The following is an 18,173-nucleotide window of genomic DNA, read 5'->3' as shown; positions in this document are numbered from 1 at the left end:
CGTGGCACTTCTCACCACCGAAGACCACGCGAGCCGACGGGTCGTCGTGGGCCGGATGACGGTCGGGCTGATCGTGGCCGCCATCTTCCTGATCCCCTATGCCGTCATGTTCATCGGGTCCCTGAAGACCCGCTCGGAGATCCTCTCCGTGCCCCCGGACTACCTGCCGCGCGATGGAGCCCAGTGGTCGAACTACCTGACCATGTGGGACACCCCCGAGACCCCGGTGGCCTACAACCTGATCTCCACCGTGGTGATCGCCGTCGCGGCGACCCTGCTGGTGTTGCTGGTGGCCATGCCTGCCGCCTACTACAGCGCCCGGTTCAAGTACCGCGGAAAAATGGCCTTCATGTTCCTGGTCATCGTGACCCAGATGCTGCAGCCGGCGATCCTCACGGTCGGGCTGTTCAAGGAAATGCTGGTCTTCAACCTCTACGACACCTGGTTGGCGATGATCCTGATCAACGCCGCCTTCAACCTGGCCTTCGCCGTGTGGATCATGCACACCTTCTTCGCGGGGGTCCCCAAGGAGGTCGACGAAGCGGCCCAGCTCGACGGCGCCGGAAAGCTCCGGGTGCTGTTCACGGTCAACCTGCCGCTGGTGTGGCCGGGGATCGTCACCGCGCTGATCTTCACCTTCGTCGCCTGCTGGAACGAATTCGCCGCCTCGCTGGTCATCCTGTCCACGGCGGAGAACCAGCCGCTGTCGGTCGCGTTGACCCGCTTCGTGGGACAGTACTCCACCGCATGGCAGTACGTGTTCGGGGTCTCGATCGTCGCGATCCTGCCGGTGATCATCTTGTTCATGCTCATCGAGAAGCGTCTCATCGGCGGCCTGGCCGCCGGGGCGACGAAGTAGCGCCGGGATGACACGCAACGAGCGGCTCAGCTCCATCCTCGCCCTGCTGTCCCAGGACGGACAGGTGGAGGTCGACGAGATCGTGGACAAGCTCGGGGTCTCCCCGGCCACGGCCCGCCGGGACCTGGATTCGCTGGATTCCCAGCGGTTGCTGACCCGCACCCATGGCGGGGCCACGACCAATGCCCTGGCCTACGATCTGCCCGGAAAATACAACAGGGACCCGGCGGCCACCCGCAAACGCTGGATCGGGGCCTACGCGGCCTCGCTGGTCGAAGCAGATATGAGCATCGGGCTCTCCGGGGGCACGACCAGTTCGGCGATCGCCACCGCCCTGGGGCTGAGGGCCGACCTGCAGCAGGAGCCGGCCCGGCCGACCCTGACCGTGGTGACGAATGCGGTGAACATCGCCTCGACGCTGGCGGTGCGCAACCATGTGAAGGTCATGGTCACCGGCGGGGTGCTCAACCCGCGCTCCTACGAACTCGTGGGACCCTTCGCCGAACAGACGCTGGGCCGGGTCACCCTGGATCTGGCCTTCATCGGGGTCGGCGGCCTGCATGCGCAGGCCGGGGCCACCGTGGCCGACGAAGGGGAGGCCGCCGTGAACGAACTCATGGGCGTCCGGGCCCTGCGCAGCTATCTGGTGGTCGACTCCTCCAAGATCGGGGTGCGCTCCTTCGCCTCGGTGGACGGGGATGATCTGCGCCACGTCATCACCGACCCGGGGATCACCGCGCAGCAGCGGCAGCAGTTGGAAGAGAGCGGATACAAGGTCCTCATCGCCCCCGAAACCTGAGCCGGTCGAGACGGTCGCTGTCGGCAACAGTCGCTAGGGTGGAACCATGCATCCCACCACGCAGCCGGCCGCGCCGGGACCCTCCCCCCGTGTGCCGCGGCCCGGCAGGAACGCACGGTTCCTCCCGGGGGCCTTCCGGGTGGGGGATGCGGTCATGGTCCTGGCCTACGTGGTGCTCTTCGTCGCCGGGGCCGCCTCGCTGCTGAGGCTCATCCCGGGCTTCACGGACACCTTCAGCACCGCGGAGACGGCCTCCGCGGCCATGAACTTCATCGTCTACGCCGTGCTGTTCAGCGGGGCCATGATCATGGCCTTCCCCACGCTGAAACACTCCTTCGGCACCTTCGGATCCAACCCCTGGGCCAAGGTGTTCATGATCCCCGGGGCCTGGGTGGCGAACCTGGTGGTCACCACCATCATCATCATGTCCCTGGGCGGGGGAGTGAAGAGCGAGAACCAGCTGGCCATCGAGGGGATGACCACCACGGTCCCCTTCCCGACCATGCTGGTGATGGCGGTGGTCATGGGGCCGTTCGTGGAGGAATACATCTTCCGGCACCTGCTGATCGGCAAGCTGAGCCGCAAACTCAACGTCTGGGTATGCGTGGCCATCTCGATCATCCTGTTCGCCGGCATGCATTTCCTGGGCACGGGCTCCTTCGAGCCGATGGCAGCGGTGCCCTATCTGAGCCTGGGGGCGGTGATCAGCGTCGCCTACGTGCTGACCGGCCGTTCGCTGGCCTACTCCTACCTCATCCACCTGCTGAACAACCTGATCGCCCTGACGGTGGCCTACTACCTGCTTCCCCTGGTGCCCGGGGCATGAGCGAAACCGGCCAGTTCCCGGGGCACCAGCGCGGCTCGGCCGGCTATCGACGCATGATCCTGGCGCTCTTCGCCGCGGGGGTCGCCACGTTCTCCCAGCTGTATTCGGTCCAGGGGGTGCTCCCGGCCCTGGCCCGCTCCGAAGGGATCTCCGAAGCCCGGGCGGCACTGGGGGTCTCGGCCGCCACCCTGGGCCTGGCGGTCTCGGTCATCGGCTGGTCCGCCGTCGCGGACCGGGTCGGACGGCTCAAGGCGATGCAAGGCGCCGTGGTGGCCGCGGTCATCCTGGGCCTGCTGGTCCCGGCCTCCCCGGGCTTCCAGGCCCTGCTGGGACTGCGCTTCCTGGAAGGCGTGGCGCTGGGAGGGATCCCCGCCGTCGCCCTGGCCTACCTCAGCGAGGAAATCCATCCGCTGCATTCGGCCATCGCCGCCGGCACCTACATCTCGGGCACCACGCTGGGCGGGCTCTCGGGACGGCTGGTCGCCGGGCCGCTGAGTGAACTGGTCTCCTGGCGGGTCGGGACCCTGGCCGTGTCCCTGCTGGCTGCCGTGGCCGCGGCGGTCTTCATCGCGTTGGCCCCGAAACCCCAGGGATTCGCCCCCGTCCCGCGCCGCTCCCCGGGCACCCCCGGACTGGGGCGGAAACTATGGACGAACCTGGCCAACGTCCGGCTGCTCGCCCTCTACGCGCAGGGGCTGCTGCTGATGGGCGGCTTCGTGGCCGTCTACAACTTCCTGGGCTTCCGGCTCGAGGCCGCGCCCTTCCTGATCCCCGCCTCGCTGACCTCACTGGTGTTCCTCGCCTACCTCTCGGGGACCTGGTCCTCCCGGCAGGCCGGGCGCCTGGTCGGGAAATTCGGCCGGCTGCCCTCCCTGCTGGGGTCCATCGCCGTGATGGCGGTCGGCCTGCTGGTGACCCTGGTGCCGCATATCGCCGTCGTGCTGGTGGGCCTGGTGATCTTCACGGCAGGCTTCTTCTCGGCCCATGCCATCGCCAGTGGCTGGGTCCCGCTGATCGGACGCACGGGCCGGGCCCAATCCGCCAGCCTCTACAACCTCGCCTACTACACCGGCTCCTCCCTGTTCGGCTGGGCCGTGGGACTGGCTTTCGCCCCCCATGGCTGGGCCGGCGCGGTCCTGTTCGTGCTCCTGCTGCAGGGGGTCGCCGTCGGGGTGGCAGCCATCTTCCTTCGGGCCTCCGGGGCCCGCCGACCCATGACGGGAGCGACGGTCCATGACTGAAGACCGAGACACGACGCCGGATACCGGCACCACCGCCGAGGGCCCGGCCCGCATCCCGGCCCGGCTCGGTCGCACGATCCTGGCCCTGGCCGTTCCTGCCCTGGGCGCCCTGATCGCCGAGCCCCTGTTCCTGATGGCCGACACCGCCATCGTCGGGCATCTGGGGATCAATGAACTCGCGGGCGCCGGACTGGGAACCACGGTGTTGCAGACCGCCGTCGGACTCATGGTCTTTCTGGCCTACTCCACCACCCCCGCCGTCGCCCGCTGGCTCGGGGCCAGGCGTCTGGACCTCGCCCTGGCCGCGGGCCGGGACGGGATCTGGCTGGCCGTGGTCCTGGGGCTCGTGCTGGCCGTGGCGGGCTGGTTCGCCGGGCCCGCACTGCTGGGCGCCCTGGGCGCCGAGGGCCAGGTGTTGGGCTTCGCGCTGGACTACCTGCGCTGGTCCATGCCCGGGTTGCCGGCCATGCTGCTGGTGCTGGCCGCCACCGGGGTCCTGCGCGGGCTGCAGGACACCAGGACCCCGCTGATCGTCGCCGGGGCCGGGTTCGGGGTGAACATCGTGCTGAACTTCTCCCTGGTCTACGGGGCCGGGCTATCGGTGGCCGGTTCGGCCATCGGCACCTCCATCGCCCAATGGGGGATGGCAGTGGTGTATCTGGCGATGCTGGTCCCGCGGCTGCGGGCCGAAGGGGTTCCGTTGCGCCCGCATCCCGGCGGGGTCGTGGGTACCGGCAAGGTCGGCAGCTGGCTGATGCTGCGCACGCTGAGCCTGCGGGCCGGCATCCTGGCCACGGTCTGGGTCGCCACCTCCGACGGGGCGTTGACGTTGGCGGCCCATCAACTGGTGTTCACCATCTTCACGTTGATGGCCTTCGCGTTGGACGCCCTGGCCATCGCCGCCCAGGCGCTCATCGGCAAGGAACTCGGGGCGGGGGACCGGGCCACCGCCTCGGCACTGACCCGGCTGATGACCCGGTGGGGCCTGATCTTCGGGGTGGGCACCGGGGTGGTCCTGGCGTTGGTGGCCCCGGTGTTGGGTGCCGTCTTCACCTCCGATCCCGACGTGCAGCGGGCGGCGGCCATCGGGTTGTGGGTTTTGGCGGCCTCGCAGCCGTTGGCGGGACTGGTCTTCGTGCTCGACGGGGTCCTCATCGGTGCCGGCGACGCCCGCTATCTGGCCCTGGCCGGGGTCATCGCCCTGGTGCTCTACCTTCCCCTGCTGGCCGGTGCCGCCTGGCTGCCCCTGCTGCCGGATCTGCCGATCCTGTGGTTGTGGTGTGCCTTCGGCCTCGGGTACATGGCCCTGCGGGGCGCGACCCTGCTGTGGCGGATCCGCAATGACCGCTGGATGGCCCTGGGCGCACCGGCCTGATCCCGCGCCGTCCCGACCAGAAGCCGGGAAGCCCCCGGGGAGGTGGAGCAGGCCAGCGCCGATTCCCATTAGGATCGTAGGGTGCCTGCCATCCCCACCCCCCCTGAAGAAGCCTCCGCCGTCTGGAAACCAGTCATGTTCCGCGCCGTGGTGGCCACGGCCTTCGGAGCTCTGTCGGTCTTCTGGCAGGATCCCAGCGAAGCGGTGGTGGCCTACCTCTTTGCCGCCTTCCTGGTGCTCAGCGCGAAATCCGTATGGGACTTCGCGGTGGCCCGCATCGTGCCCTTCGCGGTCCGCGGGCTGCTCGGAGGCGCCGCGATCGCCGGGGCGTTCAGCGCGGTCTTCCTGCTCGTGTTCGCCAGCACCACCGCCGCCGTGATCGCCGGGGGACTCGGCCTGGCGGTGGCCGGCCTGCTGGAACTGACCACCTACTTCCGCCATCGGGGGGACCTGGTCCCCGTGCGGGAATTCCTGCTCACCGGTGCCGTTTCGCTGGTCACCGGCGTGCTGCTGCTGGCCTGGCCGGGCCTGGACCAGCATGGGGTCCTCGGGATCGCCGGGGGCGGTTCCATCATCGTCGCGGTCTTCCTGCTCATCGCTGCATTCGGCTACCGGCACGATGCACGCGAGGGAGCCACGGAGCGGTAGACTGGAGTCGTTCCAAATTCTTTCAGGAGGCATCCCCGTGGGTTCCAACCCGTCTCGGCCGAAGACCACATGGCAGCAGAGCATCAAATCGCCGTTGATCTTCGCGCTGGTTGCAGGCATCATCGCCGCAGCGGTCGCGTCCATCTCGGCCACCGGCGGTGGGGACAACCCCCTGCGCGTGGACATCGGACTGATCGCCTTCGGTGTGGCATTCGTCGCCAGCCTGGTGGTCATCTCCGTGCTGGCCATGGCCAGCAAGGAGAACCCGAGTGAACTCAGCGAAGGCTCGGGAGTGAACCGGGCCTCGGATCGACCGACGCAGAAGCAGCCCGGCCAGGAGTAGCCTCCCGGGCTCAGTCGGTGGTCTCCACGCCGTCCTTGCCGTTCCATTCCTCCAGGAACTGTTCGCGCGTCATCTCCGCCAGGTCCTTGCGCAGCAACGCCGCCAGACCTTCGGCCTCGTCGATGTTGTTCCCGGTCACCCGCAGGATCTCGGCATCGTTGTCGAGGCGGCGCACTACGGCGGTGGCCCCCATGACATCGGAGCCGTCGCCGCCCAGGACCGCATCCGCCAGCCCGACGAACCACCGTCCGGCCGCCTTGAACGTGCCGTCCGAGGCATGCTCGAGATCCACCTCGTAGTTCTCCGAGGCATGGTGTTCCTGGGGTTGTTCAGAGGTGTTCACAATCTCTTCCTTTCCGACGCCGGTGCCTGCGACGAGGCCGCTTGCCACCAGTCTAGGGCCGCAGGGCCGCCCGGCGCTGCCGGTAGGCGCGCACATGCTCGCGATTGGCGCAGTTCCCCGTCTGGCAGTACCGCTTCGACCGGTTCCGCGAGAGGTCCAGGACCGCTGCCTCGCAGCCCGTCCCGGCACAGATGCGCAGACGCTGCTTCTCCCCCGAGCGCAACACATCCACGATGGCCATGGCCGCCTCGACGGCCATCCGTTCGGCCAGGGGCGCCGCCGGACTGGTGGCATGCAGATGGTAGTCCCAGTGGTCGTGCTTGACCAGCTGCGGCAAGGCGCGGGCATTGCGCAGGATGTTGTTCACGATGACCACCGCCTCGTCCTCCTCGGCGATCCACAGGGCGCGCAGGGTCCCGCGCAAATGCCTGACGCTGCGTAGCTCGGCCTCGTCGTGGGCCCTGGCACCAGTGTATTCCTCCCGGGCCACGAACTCGTCCAGGTCGGCGCCGGTGCGCAGCCCATCGATCTCGGGCAGCGCCGTATTGAGGAGGTTCACGACCGTCTGCAACGACGTTTCCGTGTCAGGGGCAAACTTCATATGACTCCTTTTACCTCGCATGAACCCGGCGGCGTATAGTATGTCACTAGTATACGGAGTTTTACTCCTGATGCCGCTGAAGCCCGGAGGCCGGGCTTCGAACCCATCCGCAACGACCCCCGAGGAGCAGCATGACCGAGCAGGTCAGGACCCGGTCCGGCGCCGTGTCCCGCCCGGGGGTCCCGGGGGTGTGGATCGCGCTGTTCTCCTCGGCGGTCTTCGGGATCTCCGGCTCCTTTGCCAGCTCGCTGCTCGAGGCGGGGTGGAGCAGCGGGGCGGCCGTGGCCGCCCGGATGTTCGGTGCCTTCCTGGTCCTGCTGGTCCCGGCCGTGCTGACCCTGCGCGGGCGGTGGCGTTCGGTGCCCGCGAACTGGAAGCCCATCCTGCTCTTCGGGGTCTTCGGGGTCGGCGTCTGCCAATTCGCCTTCTTCCAGGCCGTCGGCCGCCTGAGCGTGGGGGTGGCCCTGCTGCTGGAGTTCATGGCGCCGGTGCTCATCGTCCTGGTCCTCTGGGCCAACAGCCGGCGCATGCCCAAACCGCTGACCATCATCGGGACGCTGCTGTCCCTGGGTGGGCTGATGCTGGTGCTGGATCTGGCCGGAGCGCAGACGATCGACTTCATCGGGGTGCTCTGGGGGCTCGGCGCCGCGGTCGGGCTGGCGGTGTACTTCTTCGTTACGGCCAAGGCCAATGAGTCGCTGCCGCCGCTGGTGCTGGCCACCGGGGGGCTGCTGGTGGGGGCCCTGCTGATGCTGGTCTTCGGGGTGAGCGGTCTGCTGCCGTTCACGGCGACCTTCGGCCGGGTCGGGTTCGCCGGTTTCGAAACCAGCTGGTGGGTCGCACTGGCCGGGCTGGTCCTGCTGTCCACGGTACTGGCCTATGTCTCGGGGATCATGGCCGCCCGGGCGCTGGGCTCGAAGGTCGCCTCGTTCATCTCGCTGACCGAGGTCCTCTTCGCCGTGCTGTGGGCCTGGCTGCTGTTGGGGCAGCTGCCGGCACCGGTCCAACTGCTGGGAGGCGCCGCCATTGTGGCCGGGGTCCTGCTGGTACGCGCCGACGAGCTCAAAACCCCCTGACTGGGCCCTTTGTGGCCCACGCCGGAAACTGTTCCCCGCGGCCGGGCGGAGCCGCGGCCCGGTGCGGCCAAGGACCCTTGACCCAGCCCCGATCCGGGTTCACACTGGTTGCACATGGCGCAGTGTCGCGCACCATGCGCAACAATCGACAGCAGGTCGGCGCCGGGGGGCCAGATCAGGGAGTGATCATGTCCGAGACCATTGATACCGGTGCCTTCCATTCATCCACCACGGGGTCCCTCGTCAATCCGCATCCCGCGGTGACCCTGTATACCCGGCTGCGCAAGTCGCCGTACTTCTGGAAATCCCGTGAACACGGGGTGGCCGCCTACAGCGTCTACAACCACACGTACCACCCCCGCCACTACGGGGATCCGGTCTCCGAATACTGGTCGCTGCTGACCGATGTCACGCTCTGGGACGTCGGGGTCGAACGACAGCTGGAAATCAGTGGTCCCGACGCGTTCGCCTTCACGAACTACCTGATCCCGCGCGATCTGCATCAATGCGCCGTCGGGCAGTGCAAATACGTCTTCATCACCGCGGCCGACGGCGGGATCATCAACGATCCGATACTGCTCCGGGTCGAGGAGGACAGGTTCTGGCTCTCGCTGGCCGATAGCGACGTCCACCTCTGGGCGATGGGTCTGGCCCATGCCGGCGGATGGAACGTGTCGGTGAAGGAAGTCGACGTGGCCCCGATCCAGATCCAGGGCCCCAAGGCCAAGGCCCTGATGGCCGACCTCTTCGGCGAGGACATCCTGGACCTCGGATACTACTATCTGACCCGTAGGATGCTCGGAGACCTCTCGGTCGTGGTCTCCCGCACCGGCTACACCGGGGAAACCGGATATGAGATCTATCTGGAGAACGCCAGCCGCGACGGCGGCAAGCTCTGGGATCTGGTCGGGGATGCCGGACAGGCCCACGACCTACGCGTCATCGGCCCCTGCCACATCCGCCGCATCGAGGCCGGCATGCTCGCCTATGGATGCGACATCACCCTGGACACCAACCCGTTGGAGGTCGGCTACGACTACAACTGGATGATCAACCTGGACCAGCAGGCGGATTTCGTGGGCAAGGAGGCCCTGCGCGGGATTCGTGCGGCGGGCGCCAAGCGGCTGATGGTCGGCCTGCGGATCGACGGTCCACCCATGGGCAGCTACAACGACGGTTCCATGATCGAACACTTCCCGGTGTCCGAGGCCGGGGGCGACGAACTCGGCCGGGTCACCAGCGCCTGCTTCTCCCCGCGGCTGGAGGCGAACATCGGACTGGCCATGGTCCCGATCGGCCTGAGCGCCGAGGGGACCACCATGGTGGTGCACACCCCCGAAGGCGCCCGGCAAGGGACCGTGGTGCGCAAACCCTTCATCGACCCGACCAAGGAGACGCCGAAGGCCTGATGGGCCACCGACCCGGAACCGTCAGGAGGAGCCGTGGACCAGCAGAAGCCGCCGGCACCATCGCGGCAAGCCCTGCTGGTAGCGTGAGCGCCATGACGGCACCGAGTGAACGCATCGCCAGGGGAAGCATCCAGTCCGTCGATCGGGCCGCCCTGATCCTGGAGTTCCTTGCCACCGAAGGGGCCAGCACCGTCAGCGCCGTCGGCCAGGAACTCGAGGTGCACAAGTCCACGGCCTTCAGGATCCTGAACACGCTGGCCGGGCACGGTCTGGTCGAGCAGCGCTCCGACAGCACCGAGTACCAGCTGGGCCACGGCCTGGTCCGACTGGCCCAAACCGTCCCGACGACCGCCAGCTTCAGCCCGCAGGTGCACCAGGCGTGCATCTGGCTGGCCGCGGAATGCCTGGAAACGGTCACGTTGAACGTCACGGAGGCGGGGGAATCGGTGACCATCGACCAGATCCTTCCCGCGTCCTCGGTGGTGGGGCGCAGCTGGCTGGGGCGCCGCACCCCGCTGCACTGCACGTCACCGGGGAAGGTCTCGCTGGGCTTCCAGTCCGCCTCGGATCGTGAGCGGCTGCTGCGCCGGTCGTTGAAACGCTTTACCGACTCCACGATCACCGACCGTGCGGTGCTGGCCGAGGAAATCAGAACGACGGCGCAGCGCGGCTATGCACTCTCGCTGGAGGAGTTCGAGGCGGGATTGACCTCCGTGGCGGCACCGGTCTTCGGGGCGGACGGGCTCATGGTAGCCCAGATCGGTGTCGCCGGCCCCTCCTACCGGTTGGGAGGGGACGCGCTGGAGATGACGATCGCCCTCGTCCAGGAAGCCGGCCGCCGGGCCTCCGTCTAGGGGCCTCAGGCGGTTTCGAAGGCCGGGTAGGAGACCTCGTAGCCGAGCCGTTTGAGTTCGGCAACGATCTCCACCTTATGGTCCTGGCCCTTGGTCTCGACCTTCACCCCGATCTGCACCTCGGTGGCCGCGAGCCCGCTGGTGGTGCGGTCGTGTTCGACGTTCACCACATTGCATTCGGTACGCGCCAGCACGGTCAGCAGTTCGACCAGCGACCCCGGCCGGTCCGGGACGCGGACGATCATCTGCATGAAGCGTCCCGCCGCCACGAGGCCATGCTGCAGCACCCGGTTCAGCACCAGCGTGTCGACGTTCCCGCCGGAGAGCACGACGACGACGGGCCCCTCCAGATCCCCGCCCCCTTCGAGCACGGCGGCGACGCCCGCCGCCCCCGAGGGCTCGACGACCAGTTTGGCCCGCTCGCTCAGCAGCAGCATCGCCTCGCCGATCTGCTCCTCCGTCACCGTACGGATCTCGGCGACATGATCGCGCACGATGCCCAGGGTGAGTTCGCTGGGCGAAGGCACCGCGATCCCGTCGGCAATGGTGGACATCTTGTCCAGGCGGACCGGGGCTCCTTCAAGCAGTGACGCAGGGAAGGCGGCGGCCCCTTCGGCCTGCACCCCGATGACCCGGGCCCGGGATCCCGAGAGGTGCACGGCAGTGGCGACCCCGGCCAACAGGCCCCCGCCCCCGGTGGGGACGATGATCGTCCCGACGTCGGGGACCTGCTCCAACACCTCGAGGCCCAGGGTGGCCTGGCCGGTCACGATATCGACGTGGTCGAACGGGGGGATGAAGACGCGTCCACTGGTGGCGGCCTCCGCCTGGGCGAACTCGATGGATTCGGCGAGGTCGCCACCGGCCAGGCGCACCTCGGCACCGTAGGCGCGGGTGGCCGTCACCTTGGGCAGGGCCGCCCCCACGGGCATGTAGACCAGGCAATCAATCCCCAACTCGCGGGCGGCCAGGGCCACCCCCTGGGCATGGTTGCCCGCGCTGGCGGCAATGACCCCGCGTCGGCGTTCGTCCTGGCCGAGCGCCGAGAGCCGGGTGAAGGCCCCGCGCAGTTTGAAGGAGCCGGTCCGCTGCAGATTCTCGCATTTGAGGAACACCGGCACCCCGGCGAGGTCGCTGACCGAGGAGCTGGTTTCGATCGGCGTGCAGGCTGTCACCCCGCTGAGCAGTTCCCTGGCCTGTTTGATGTCGGACAGGGCGATCGGCGAGACGCCGTCGTTGACCGGACCCGATGCGCACATGATGAAACTCCTCCACCTCGAAGAACGGAACTCCCGAAGGCCAGGGGTCGACTCGTCCGCAGGAGCGGGGGACCAGGAGGTCGGATGCTCGGATCTTCGGCACCCGCGCCCTGGCCGACGTGGATCCACCCACCTCGTTCGGGAGTAATCCCCTTCACCATAAATCAAATATTTGGGGTGCGCGAGAGCCCCGGCCCGCCGACGGCCAGCCGGCGTCCCCGGTGGGTCGTTCAACATCACACACCCCCACCCTTGATAGGGCATAAAGACGTGACTAAACTAAGTAAGGTAAACCTAATAAATAATTAGGATTCCGTTTCAACAGTGGGGAGTGCACATGACTGAGGTACAGGAACTAGCAGCCTTCGTCCATCAAGCAGACTCGGCCAGGATGTCGGCCGCGGCGCGCGAGCAGCTGAAGATCCATGTCCTGGATACGCTCGGGGTCGCGATCGGGGCCCTCGACGCCGAACCCATCTCCTCGATCCGGGGCCTGTTGGAGGATCTGGGAGGCACCGAGCAGGCCACCATGATCGGAGGCGGGAAGTCCACTGCCGAACGGGTGGCCTTCTTCAACTCGGCACTTTCACGCTATTTGGACTTCATGGATTCGTATCTGGCCCCCAAGGAGACCAACCACCCTTCCGACAACCTGGGCGCGGCGCTCGCCGCGGCGGAAATGGCCGGGGCCAGCGGCAAGACCTTCCTGGACGCCCTGGCGGTCGCCTACCAGGTCCACACCCGCCTCTCGGATGTCGCCCCGGTCCGGGACAAGGGCTTCGACCACACGACCCAAGGGGCCTACGCGGCCGCCGCATCCGCCGCCAAGGCGATGGGCCTTACGGCGGAGCAGACGGCCAACGCCATCGCAATGGCCGGCACCGCCAACAACGCCCTGCGGGTGACCCGGACCGGGGACCTCAGCCATTGGAAGGGTCTGGCCTACCCGCACGTCGCGAAGGAAGGGACCTGGTCGGCACTGCTGGCTTCACGCGGGATCACCGGCCCGGCCCAGGTCTTCGAAGGCAATAAGGGCTTCAAGGAAACCATCGCCGGCGATTTCAGCATCGACTGGTCGGTCGAGGACCTGGAAAGCGTGCTGCGCACGATCATCAAGAAGCACAATGCCGAAATCCATTCGCAGTCCGCGCTGGAGGCCGCCCTGGACATCCGCAGCCAGGAAGGCTTCGACGCCGCCAAGGTGGGTTCGGTCCGTCTCCGGACCTTCGATGTCGCCTGGAACATCATCGGGGGTGGGGAGGAAGGCGATAAGCGCAACATCACCACCAAGGAGGAAGCCGACCATTCCCTGCCGTGGATGCTCGCCGTCGCCCTGTTGGATGGTGAGGCTACCCCCGGGCAGTACACCCCCGAGCGCATCGTCGCCCGGGACGTCCAGGATCTGATGGGCCGGGTGGAGATCAGCGAGGACCCGGAATTCTCCCGGCGTTTCCCGCAGCACATGCCGGCGGACCTGGAAGTCATCCTGGCCGATGGAACCCGCTTGCATTCGGCCCGGGATTCCTACCAGGGCTTCCACGACGACCCATTGGATTGGGAGGGGGCACGAGAGAAGTTCGATGCCCTCGCCGCACCCTTCGCCAGCCACGAGCTGCGCGACAGCATCGCCGAGACGGTGCACACCATCGACGAACACCAGGTCTCGGATCTGACCGTCTTGCTGGCCCAGGTCGGCACCCGGCGGTCCAGTACACCCTCGAGCCCGAATCGGCGCGAGTTTTCTCAGGAGACAGCATGACCAACCAGATTGCCCAAGACGTTTCATTCAACTTCGTTCCCCGGGCGTACCGTCCGGCGAAGCCGCGCACCACGGGACTGACCGAGATCCGCGCCCCCTACTACTCCACCTTCGGCACCCGCCATCTGCAGGACGTCTTCGACGTGGCGGGCCCCTGGGTGGACGGCATCAAATGGGCGGGCGGCTCCTTCGCCCTGGTGCCACCCGAACAGGTCAGGAAATTCAGCGACATCGCCCACGACCACGGATCCTACGTCTCCTCCGGGGGGTGGATCGAGACCGTGCTGCGCTACGGGAACGACGCCGTGGACCAGTATCTGAAGGAGGCCAAGGACGTGGGGTTCGACACCATCGAAATCTCCACCGGCTTCATCATGCTCAACACCACCGGGCTGCTGCGTCTGGTCGAAAAGGTCACCCAGGCGGGTTTGAAGGCCAAACCGGAGCTGGGCATCCAGGTCGGTTCCGGAGGGGACTCCGGGGAGGCGGAACTGGCGGCGGAGTCGATGAAGGACATCGGCGACCTGACGGACCGTGCCACCCGGTGCCTGGAGGCCGGGGCCGAGATCATCATGATCGAATCCGAGGGCATCACCGAGAACGTCGATGAATGGAACACCGGTGCCGCCGCATCCATCATCAACTCGGTGGGGCTGGAAAACGTGATGTTCGAGGCTGCCGACGGACCGGTCTTCGAGTGGTACATCAAGAACTACGGGAACGAAGTGAACCTGTTCGTGGACCACTCGCAGATCCTCCAGCTGGAGGGCCTGCGGCAGAACATCTGGGGCAACAAGTCCACCTGGGGGCGTGTCATCAACCCGGCCCCCTAGGCCCCGGAAGGAAATCAACACCGTCGCGCGCATGGCCAGGCCATGCGTCGGCGGTGCTTTTTTGCCCCGGGTGATCTCCGAGACGTTCCCTGTCCGGGGAGCCGGAGCGGTGGGATCATGGGGGTAGGCCATCGATGACGATGGTTCGTTCGGCCCCGGCCTCCCGACCGGAGCCATGAAATGGAGGTACGCCATGACCGACCCGAAGTCCCTGCCCGAAAGCGATCCGCGCCGGCACACCATGCAGGTTCGTTCCCGGCTGACGGAGCTGGCCGAGCATCTACGCGAGGACGTCGACAAGGTCGACGAACCGCGCTTCAAGGCCCTCTTCGAAACATCCGCCGAAGTCCTGGCCGGTTTGGAGAAGGCCTTCGCGGGCTACGAGGAGAAGTCGGGCAACGCCTGGCGCTAGAGCCGTGATGTCTCAGGCCGGGCCGCGAGGAGTTCGCGACCCGGCCTTCGCTGTGCCAGCGGTGGTGAATTGGTCGATCAGTGTCCGGGCGTCCTCGAGCCGACCGTCGAGCTGCACCCCTGCGTCCTCGAGGGACAGGCCGTCGTAGAGGACCCGCACCCATGCGGATGAGTCGGCATCGACCCGGGCGGTCGCCACCGCGTTGACTCCCCTCTTTCCCTGCGGCCGCAGGAGCCCCCGGCGGTCTCCTACTGCGTGACGATTGCCCTGGCCGGGGCGTTCATGCTCCGCGGGGCAGCAATTAAAAAGGGCAGCGGAGCCCGTTCGGCAGGGAACGGACTCCGCTGAGCAGCGGCTGCGAGGGCGCCTGCCCCGTGGTGTCTAGTCCGCGGTCCTCAGGAATTCCACATGTTCCTCGTAGTGGTCGAGGCAGTCGTGGATCAGCTGGGTGTTGGAGAAGCCCATCACGTCGTAGTCCTGCCCGCCGGCGGACAGGTGGACCTCCAGCCGGGCGTATTGGTCCCTGCTCCCGACCATCCGGCCGCCGTAGGCCGGCACCGGAACGAGCTCGAATTGCACCCGGTAGACAAACGGGTCCGACGAGGCGTTGGTGGTCAGCTGTACTGCCGGCCTCTCGCCCTCTTCCACCGATACCCGGGCGGGCACGCCGCGCTCGTTGAGCTCTTTGGAGACCTCCTGCAAGGCAGGGAGCACCAGGTCCCGGAGATCTCGTCGAGCATCATCGGGGCTCACGAAGTTGGTGACCCTGGACAGTCGCGTCTTCCAGGTTTCGCGGCCTTCGAACCGTGCCGCCAGGATATGGGCCCGGGTGCCGGTGGTCGTATCGGCCCTGCGGCCCTCCACCCGCAACGCCTTCCACAGACTGATCATCACCAGGATCAAGACGATCGAGAACGGCAGGCCCATGATGATCGTGGCGTATTGCAGCGCGGTGATCCCGCCGACCAGAAGCATGCCCATCGTCAACAGGCCGGTGGTCCCGGCCCAGGTGATGCGCAACCAGGGGGCACAATCCTCCTGGACGCTCCGCAGGCGCGACGACAGGTTGCCCATGACCAGGGCGCCGGAGTCGGCGGAGGTGACATAGAACAGCAGGCCGACCAGGACTGCGACGGCAATGACCACCCCGGAGAGCGGGTACTGCTGCAGGAGGTTGAAGAAGCCCAGGCCGCTGCCCGATGCTGCCGTGTCGGCGAACTCCGTATCCCCGCCACGAACGCGGGACAGGGCGGCGTTTCCGAAGATCGATACCCACATCACGATGTAGCTGAAGGGAATGACCATGGTGCCGAGGACGAACTGGCGGATCGTCCGACCGCGCGAAATGCGGGCCAGGAACATGCCGACGAAGGAAGCCCAGGCGACCCACCAGGCCCAGAAGAACAACGTCCACAGCGACATCCATTCGTCGACGTCGTTGAAGGCGAAGGTCTGCAACGTCATGCCCGGGAACATGCTGATGAAGTCTCCGACGTTCATCACGATCGCATCAAGCAGGAAACGGGTGTTTCCGGTGACCAGGACCCAGCCGGCCAGCGCGATGGCCAGGATCACGTTGAGTTGGGAAAGGAAGCGAATGCCCTTGTCGACACCTGTGGTCGCCGAGATGGCTGCCATGATCACGGCCAGGACCACCAGTCCGACTTGCGCCGCCGTTCCGATGGCGATGCCGAAGATGATGTTGAGTCCGGCATTGAGCAGCACCACGCCGATGCCCAGGCTGGTCGCGACGCCGAAGATCGTCCCGAGGACGGTGGCGGTGTCCACGGCGTGACCGAGCACGCCGTTGATGCGTCGCCCGAAGAGCGGGAAGAGGGCCGAACGGACGGCGAGCGGCAGATTCAACCGGTAGGCGAAGTACCCCAGGGCCATGCCCATCAACGCGTACATGCCCCAACCGGTGATTCCGTAGTGGAACAGGGTCCAGAAGGTTCCTTCCCGCGCGGCATCAATGGTTTCGCCCTGGCCGACCGGCGGGTTCAGGTACTGCGAGACCGGCTCGGAGACGGAGAAGAACATCACGTCGGTGCCGATGCCTGCGGCGAAGAGCATCGCGGCCCAGGCGAACGTCGAATACTCGGGGCGGGAATCGTCGGGTCCCAGTCTGATGTGCCCGAACCGGGACATCCCCAGGTAGATCACGAAGACCAGGATGACGGTGGCCAGCAGGATGTAGAACCAGCCGAAACTGGTGGAGACGAAGGCGACCAGTTCACCGATGACTGCCTCGGCTTGATCCGGCGCGGACAGGGTCCAGATCGCGACGGCAAGGACCCCGACGAGCGAGGCGATGAAAACCGGCCACCTGACCGGCGCCGAACCCTTGGGCGGCTCACCACCGGATTCGCTGTCGGCCTGGTCTGCAGGTGCCGGATGTAGATCGCTCATCGCGTTTTTGGCGCTCCTCAAGTCGGGTTATTCGATGGATCACGCGCCCCATGGCCCGGAGATAGCCCGGGCCGACGCTTAGGACACGTTAACACGGGGCTTTGTCACATATCCACAAAACGGCATACGAGCGGTCCAAAACACGCCCATGCCTGCCGGGGCCGCCGGAGGCTAGACCAGCTCCAGGACGACCTTTCCTCGAGCCCGACGGGTCTGCACCTTTGCCAGGGCCTCCAGGGCCTCGTCGAACGGGTACACCCGCTCGAGTTCGAGGTGGACCCGTCCGGAGGCGATCCGGGTCATGAGTTCACCGAGCTCCGTCCGGACGTCGAGCTGGTAGGGGAGCCCGGTCAGGTGGGCCCCGCGCTCGGATACCAGCGGGTCACCGGAAATCGAGACCAGGGTCCCGCCGTCCCTGAGCACTGGCAGACTGTCCGCCGTCGTGCCGGGTTGGACTGCCATCACGGCCGAAACCCCTCCGGGCATCCAGGCCAGCACCTCTTCGCGCCATCGGGAGTCGTGGTAGTCGACGGCCTTTTCAACCCCGATCGACTGAAGGTAGCCGTGGTTGGCAGCCGATGCCGAGGCGGCGACCCGCAAGCCCCGCTGACGGGCCAGTTGGATGGCGAACGTGCCGATGGCCCCGGATCCGCCGGCGATAAAGAGTGACCCACCTGACGGGACATCGGCCACGGTGTGCAGCGCCTTCAACGCAGTGTTCCCGGCCACCGGAACAGCCGCTGCCGCAACGAAACTCATGCCCTGGGGTATCGGCAGGATCATTGATTCCGCCTTCACTGCGGTCCACTGGGCCCACGTGCCTCCGCCCGGCTGCATGGCGCTGACGAAGGACACGCGGTCGCCGACGGCATGGCTTGTGACGTCGTTGCCGACTTCCTCGACGACGCCGGCCGCCTCGATCCCGATGGGGTAGGGGTACTGGGCGTCCCCGGGCAGGAAATAGGAATCGTGGATCCCGACGCCAATGGCGTGCACACGCACCAGCAGTTCGTCGGAGCCGATCCGTGGAACCGGCACGCGGGCCGGTTCCACGGTCTGGGCATCACGATGTGGAAGGACGAAGGCCTTCATCGTGTTGATGTCCTGCATGTTCGACTCCTGTTTCT

19 protein-coding genes are annotated in these 18,173 nt (G+C 67.0%); 13 read left to right on the top strand and 6 right to left on the bottom strand.

The features are described from left to right. Position 1: 1 nt before the first annotated feature. The 7 genes from ACT3S6_RS09910 to ACT3S6_RS09880 all read left to right on the top strand — a co-directional run bounded on the left by ACT3S6_RS09910 (position 2) and on the right by ACT3S6_RS09880 (position 6,091). Positions 2 to 859: a carbohydrate ABC transporter permease gene (locus ACT3S6_RS09910; protein ID WP_444554800.1), complete on the top strand. Its 858-nt coding sequence runs from the start codon at positions 2 to 4 to the stop codon at positions 857 to 859. 7 nt (positions 860 to 866) lie between these two features. Beyond that, entirely contained in the window at positions 867 to 1,658 is a 792-nt protein-coding gene (locus ACT3S6_RS09905) for a DeoR/GlpR family DNA-binding transcription regulator (RefSeq protein WP_444554799.1), read from the top strand. Between the two features lie 46 nt (positions 1,659 to 1,704). Continuing rightward, positions 1,705 to 2,484, top strand: coding sequence for a lysostaphin resistance A-like protein (locus ACT3S6_RS09900; protein ID WP_444554798.1), 780 nt, complete (start codon positions 1,705 to 1,707; stop codon positions 2,482 to 2,484). After that, the gene (locus tag ACT3S6_RS09895) at positions 2,481 to 3,725 is read left to right on the top strand and encodes an MFS transporter (protein ID WP_444554797.1); all 1,245 of its coding nucleotides are present in this window, start codon (positions 2,481 to 2,483) and stop codon (positions 3,723 to 3,725) included. The genes ACT3S6_RS09900 and ACT3S6_RS09895 overlap by 4 nt, the downstream gene beginning before the upstream one ends. Continuing rightward, on the top strand, positions 3,718 to 5,100 hold the full coding sequence (locus ACT3S6_RS09890) for an MATE family efflux transporter (protein ID WP_444554796.1): 1,383 nt from the start codon (positions 3,718 to 3,720) through the stop codon (positions 5,098 to 5,100). Before ACT3S6_RS09895 ends, ACT3S6_RS09890 begins: the two co-directional genes overlap by 8 nt. An 81-nt stretch (positions 5,101 to 5,181) precedes the next feature. After that, complete coding sequence (locus ACT3S6_RS09885) at positions 5,182 to 5,748, top strand: DUF308 domain-containing protein (RefSeq protein WP_444554795.1); 567 nt, start codon at positions 5,182 to 5,184, stop codon at positions 5,746 to 5,748. A 37-nt stretch (positions 5,749 to 5,785) separates the two neighbouring features. Further along, complete coding sequence (locus ACT3S6_RS09880; protein ID WP_444554794.1) at positions 5,786 to 6,091, top strand: hypothetical protein; 306 nt, start codon at positions 5,786 to 5,788, stop codon at positions 6,089 to 6,091. A gap of 10 nt (positions 6,092 to 6,101) precedes the next feature. Here the strand turns inward: ACT3S6_RS09880 and ACT3S6_RS09875 are convergent, their stop codons facing one another. Both ACT3S6_RS09875 and ACT3S6_RS09870 read right to left on the bottom strand, forming a co-directional pair. Next, complete coding sequence (locus ACT3S6_RS09875; protein ID WP_444554793.1) at positions 6,102 to 6,434, bottom strand: hypothetical protein; 333 nt, start codon at positions 6,432 to 6,434, stop codon at positions 6,102 to 6,104. Positions 6,435 to 6,486: 52 nt separating this feature from the next. Beyond that, entirely contained in the window at positions 6,487 to 7,035 is a 549-nt protein-coding gene (locus ACT3S6_RS09870; RefSeq protein WP_444554792.1) for a CGNR zinc finger domain-containing protein, read from the bottom strand. A gap of 131 nt (positions 7,036 to 7,166) precedes the next feature. On the opposite strand from ACT3S6_RS09870, the gene ACT3S6_RS09865 reads away from it, so the two are divergent. The 3 genes from ACT3S6_RS09865 (at position 7,167) to ACT3S6_RS09855 (ending at position 10,374) form a co-directional block, all read left to right on the top strand. Next, positions 7,167 to 8,111: an EamA family transporter gene (locus ACT3S6_RS09865; protein ID WP_444554791.1), complete on the top strand. Its 945-nt coding sequence runs from the start codon at positions 7,167 to 7,169 to the stop codon at positions 8,109 to 8,111. 188 nt (positions 8,112 to 8,299) lie between these two features. After that, positions 8,300 to 9,520 (top strand): glycine cleavage T C-terminal barrel domain-containing protein, encoded by a 1,221-nt coding sequence (locus ACT3S6_RS09860; RefSeq protein ID WP_444554790.1) that lies wholly within the window; start codon positions 8,300 to 8,302, stop codon positions 9,518 to 9,520. A 92-nt stretch (positions 9,521 to 9,612) separates the two neighbouring features. Beyond that, a complete protein-coding gene (locus ACT3S6_RS09855) occupies positions 9,613 to 10,374 on the top strand; it encodes an IclR family transcriptional regulator (RefSeq protein WP_444554789.1) in 762 nt (253 codons plus the stop codon). Positions 10,375 to 10,379: 5 nt separating this feature from the next. Here ACT3S6_RS09855 and ilvA read toward each other — a convergent pair whose 3' ends face one another. Next, a complete protein-coding gene (ilvA, locus tag ACT3S6_RS09850; protein ID WP_444554788.1) occupies positions 10,380 to 11,633 on the bottom strand; it encodes a threonine ammonia-lyase in 1,254 nt (417 codons plus the stop codon). Positions 11,634 to 11,970: 337 nt separating this feature from the next. On the opposite strand from ilvA, the gene ACT3S6_RS09845 reads away from it, so the two are divergent. From ACT3S6_RS09845 to ACT3S6_RS09835, 3 genes are all read left to right on the top strand, one after another. Next, positions 11,971 to 13,392: an MmgE/PrpD family protein gene (locus ACT3S6_RS09845; RefSeq protein ID WP_444554787.1), complete on the top strand. Its 1,422-nt coding sequence runs from the start codon at positions 11,971 to 11,973 to the stop codon at positions 13,390 to 13,392. Continuing rightward, positions 13,389 to 14,225: a phosphosulfolactate synthase gene (locus ACT3S6_RS09840; protein WP_444554786.1), complete on the top strand. Its 837-nt coding sequence runs from the start codon at positions 13,389 to 13,391 to the stop codon at positions 14,223 to 14,225. The genes ACT3S6_RS09845 and ACT3S6_RS09840 overlap by 4 nt, the downstream gene beginning before the upstream one ends. Positions 14,226 to 14,418: 193 nt before the next feature. Beyond that, the gene (locus ACT3S6_RS09835; RefSeq protein ID WP_444554785.1) at positions 14,419 to 14,637 is read left to right on the top strand and encodes a hypothetical protein; all 219 of its coding nucleotides are present in this window, start codon (positions 14,419 to 14,421) and stop codon (positions 14,635 to 14,637) included. 12 nt (positions 14,638 to 14,649) lie between these two features. On the opposite strand, the gene ACT3S6_RS09830 is transcribed toward ACT3S6_RS09835, so the two are convergent. The 3 genes from ACT3S6_RS09830 to ACT3S6_RS09820 all read right to left on the bottom strand — a co-directional run bounded on the left by ACT3S6_RS09830 (position 14,650) and on the right by ACT3S6_RS09820 (position 18,156). Then, on the bottom strand, positions 14,650 to 14,835 hold the full coding sequence (locus tag ACT3S6_RS09830; protein WP_444554784.1) for a hypothetical protein: 186 nt from the start codon (positions 14,833 to 14,835) through the stop codon (positions 14,650 to 14,652). Positions 14,836 to 15,018: 183 nt separating this feature from the next. Beyond that, complete coding sequence (gene betT, locus ACT3S6_RS09825; protein WP_444554783.1) at positions 15,019 to 17,046, bottom strand: choline BCCT transporter BetT; 2,028 nt, start codon at positions 17,044 to 17,046, stop codon at positions 15,019 to 15,021. 171 nt (positions 17,047 to 17,217) lie between these two features. Further along, positions 17,218 to 18,156, bottom strand: a complete 939-nt coding sequence (locus ACT3S6_RS09820) for an NADP-dependent oxidoreductase (RefSeq protein ID WP_444554782.1) — start codon at positions 18,154 to 18,156, stop codon at positions 17,218 to 17,220. Positions 18,157 to 18,173: the final 17 nt, after the last annotated feature.

The sequence above is a fragment of the Arthrobacter sp. AOP36-C1-22 genome (genome assembly GCF_052377515.1).
In the GTDB taxonomy this organism is placed as follows: domain Bacteria; phylum Actinomycetota; class Actinomycetes; order Actinomycetales; family Micrococcaceae; genus Arthrobacter_H.
Note: the sequence above shows the minus strand (reverse complement) of the source record. Positions and strands in the feature narration are given on the sequence as shown.

Coding starts and splice junctions, on each gene's coding strand:
- ACT3S6_RS09905 (WP_444554799.1), top strand. CDS start 867: ATGACACGCAACGAGCGGCTCAGCTCCATCCTCGCCCTGCTGTCCCAG.
- ACT3S6_RS09900 (WP_444554798.1), top strand. CDS start 1,705: ATGCATCCCACCACGCAGCCGGCCGCGCCGGGACCCTCCCCCCGTGTG.
- ACT3S6_RS09895 (WP_444554797.1), top strand. CDS start 2,481: ATGAGCGAAACCGGCCAGTTCCCGGGGCACCAGCGCGGCTCGGCCGGC.
- ACT3S6_RS09890 (WP_444554796.1), top strand. CDS start 3,718: ATGACTGAAGACCGAGACACGACGCCGGATACCGGCACCACCGCCGAG.
- ACT3S6_RS09870 (WP_444554792.1), bottom strand. CDS start 7,035: ATGAAGTTTGCCCCTGACACGGAAACGTCGTTGCAGACGGTCGTGAAC.
- ACT3S6_RS09865 (WP_444554791.1), top strand. CDS start 7,167: ATGACCGAGCAGGTCAGGACCCGGTCCGGCGCCGTGTCCCGCCCGGGG.
- ACT3S6_RS09860 (WP_444554790.1), top strand. CDS start 8,300: ATGTCCGAGACCATTGATACCGGTGCCTTCCATTCATCCACCACGGGG.
- ACT3S6_RS09855 (WP_444554789.1), top strand. CDS start 9,613: ATGACGGCACCGAGTGAACGCATCGCCAGGGGAAGCATCCAGTCCGTC.
- ilvA (WP_444554788.1), bottom strand. CDS start 11,633: ATGTGCGCATCGGGTCCGGTCAACGACGGCGTCTCGCCGATCGCCCTG.
- ACT3S6_RS09845 (WP_444554787.1), top strand. CDS start 11,971: ATGACTGAGGTACAGGAACTAGCAGCCTTCGTCCATCAAGCAGACTCG.
- ACT3S6_RS09840 (WP_444554786.1), top strand. CDS start 13,389: ATGACCAACCAGATTGCCCAAGACGTTTCATTCAACTTCGTTCCCCGG.
- ACT3S6_RS09835 (WP_444554785.1), top strand. CDS start 14,419: ATGACCGACCCGAAGTCCCTGCCCGAAAGCGATCCGCGCCGGCACACC.
- betT (WP_444554783.1), bottom strand. CDS start 17,046: ATGAGCGATCTACATCCGGCACCTGCAGACCAGGCCGACAGCGAATCC.
- ACT3S6_RS09820 (WP_444554782.1), bottom strand. CDS start 18,156: ATGCAGGACATCAACACGATGAAGGCCTTCGTCCTTCCACATCGTGAT.